The organism is Corallococcus llansteffanensis (genome assembly GCF_003612055.1).
Lineage (GTDB): Bacteria > Myxococcota > Myxococcia > Myxococcales > Myxococcaceae > Corallococcus > Corallococcus llansteffanensis.
This window is the reverse complement of the sequence record NZ_RAWB01000911.1, coordinates 1-2,294: the sequence shown is the minus strand read 5'-3', so window position 1 is coordinate 2,294 and position 2,294 is coordinate 1. Positions and strand designations below refer to the sequence as shown.

Genomic DNA, 2,294 nt, shown 5'->3' with positions numbered 1-2,294 from the left:
GTTCGGGAGGGTGGGTCGATGGCGGAGGTCTTCTTCTGGTGCGCGGCGCTGGCACTCGTGCACACGTATTTTTTCTATCCCCTGAGCCTGTTTGCCCTGGAGGGCATGGCGCAGGTCTTCCAGAACGTGCGGCGGATGCGTTCCGGGGGCACCGTCCAGGCGAGCGTCCCCGCGGCGCCGCTGCCTTCGGTGAGCCTGGTGGTGGCCGCGTACAACGAGGCCTCCTGCATCGAGCAGAAGCTCCAGAACAGTCTGGCGCTGGACTATCCGGCGGACCGCTTCGAGGTGGTCATCGGTTCGGATGGCTCCACGGACGGCACGGACGGGCTCGTGCAGCGGTGCACGGATCCCCGCGTGCGGCTGTCGCCCGCGGCCCGCGCCGGCAAGACGACGGTGCTCAACCGCTGCATCCCCTCCGCCCATGGCGACATCGTGCTCCTGTCGGATGCGAACACGATGATCGACCCGGACGCGGTGCGGAAGCTGGTGCGCCACTTCGAGGACCCGGAGGTCGGAGCCGTCTGCGGCAAGCTGCGCCTCTACAACCCCACGAAGCAGGACTACGAGGAGAGCGCCTACTGGAGCTACGAGTCCCTCATCAAGATGTACGAGGGTCGGCGGGGCGCGGTGGTGGGGGCCAACGGCGGCCTCTACGCCATCCGGCGCTCGCTCTTCACGCTGCTGCCGCCGTCCACCATCGTGGATGACTTCGTGATTCCGCTGCGCATCCTCGAGAGCGGCTTCAAGGTCGTCTACGAGGAGAACGCCGTCGCCCATGAGGAGACGACGGAGGACTACGGCAAGGAGTTCGGTCGGCGCGCTCGCATCGCGGCGGGCAACTTCCAGAGCCTGCGCCTCGTGCCCGGGCTGCTGCTGCCCACGGCGGGCTTCCCCGCGTTCGCCTTCTGGTCGCACAAGCTGCTGCGCTGGTGCGCTCCCGCCCTGATGGTGGCGGCGCTGGTGGCCAACCTGTTCCTGCTCGACAGCGCCTTCTACCAGGCGACGCTCCTGGGCCAGACGCTCTTCTACGCCCTGGCGTACCTGGGCCGCTCCGGCGTGTTCAAGAGCGGCATCGCGAAGCGGGCGTCGTCGGTGGCCTACTACTTCGTCACCATGAACATGGCGATCGCCGTGGGCTTCTGGCGCTTCCTGCGCAACTCGCAGCGCGCCGCGTGGGACCGCACCGCCCGGGTGACGTCCTCCACCACCACGACCTAGTCGTCAGGTTTTCGGGAAGGCAGTCCAGGCCCGTCGTTCCCCGGTGATGCTCCGGCTGGTTCCGGAAGCGCCCCGCAGGGACCGACGGGCTTTCTCTTTCTACCGGGCCGCCACGGCCATGGGCTTCGCGGAGCCCGGGGGCAGCACGCTGCCGAATGCCGCGAAGAGCTGGCCGGTGAGGACGTGCGTCTGTCCGGGACCGGGGTTTCGCAGCATGTCGTTGAGCACCTCGCCCGTCCGCGGGTCGCGGGGCAGGTGGGGGCGCGCCAGGTTCATCCGGTAGCGCACGACGCCGCGCTTCACCCGGTGGATGACGGTGACGGTGCCGTCCGCGTCCACCCCGTCCACGAGCCCCACGTGCGTGAGGCCGTCGTTGCGGCGGCCGTCGCGGTTCTGATCATACGTCTCGCGGAAGAACACCAGGTCCCCCGGCACGGGGCGGCCGTCCGTGTACACGCGGCCGTTCGCGCGGGCGTAGCGGTAGATCGCGGTGACGCCGTTGTCCCCGGGCTTCAGCGTGCCCCGGAACTTCAGGCCCGCCTGGGCGTACGTGGCCTCGATGAGCGCCGTGCAGTCCGCCGGGTAGCGCCGCCCGTTCACCTGGACCGTGGGCTGGCCCACCAGCGCGCGGGCCGTGGCGAGCACTCGCTCGCGCGGATTGGCGACGGGGGCCGGGCTCGCGGCGGTCTTCTTCGCGACCGGGGTCTGCTTCACCGTGGGAGCCTTCGCCACCGCCGGGCTGTTCGTTCTCGCGCGCGGGGTGGCGTTCGCGGACCGCCCGCTGGAGGCCGGCGTCCGGTGGCTGTCACGGCTCGCGACCGAGGAGGACAGCGCGGCGCGGGGGAAGGCCGGCGGCGAGGCGGAGTGGTAGCGCACCGGCTCCGCCGCCACCCAGCCGCCCACGGGGGACCCGGTCGCACAGCCCGTCGTCATCGCCAGCACCGCCATCCACGTGCCCAGCTTCATGGCCACCTCTTCCTGTAGCGTCCTGGGGCACAGGCTCACCCCGCCGGACGGTGTGGTCAAAAAAACCACCCAGGCAACCGGGCGGGACGGCTCGGGTTTTCGACCGGGGG

The 2,294-nt window shown here is 70.4% G+C and carries 2 protein-coding genes; one reads left to right on the top strand and one right to left on the bottom strand.

The annotated features are described in order from the left end of the window. Positions 1-18 precede the first annotated feature (18 nt). On the top strand, positions 19-1,218 hold the full coding sequence (locus tag D7V93_RS41990) for a glycosyltransferase family 2 protein (RefSeq protein WP_120648562.1): 1,200 nt from the start codon (positions 19-21) through the stop codon (positions 1,216-1,218). 99 nt (positions 1,219-1,317) lie between these two features. On the opposite strand, the gene D7V93_RS41985 is transcribed toward D7V93_RS41990, so the two are convergent. After that, positions 1,318-2,184: a CHAP domain-containing protein gene (locus D7V93_RS41985; protein WP_120648561.1), complete on the bottom strand. Its 867-nt coding sequence runs from the start codon at positions 2,182-2,184 to the stop codon at positions 1,318-1,320. Between the last annotated feature and the right edge of the window lie 110 nt (positions 2,185-2,294).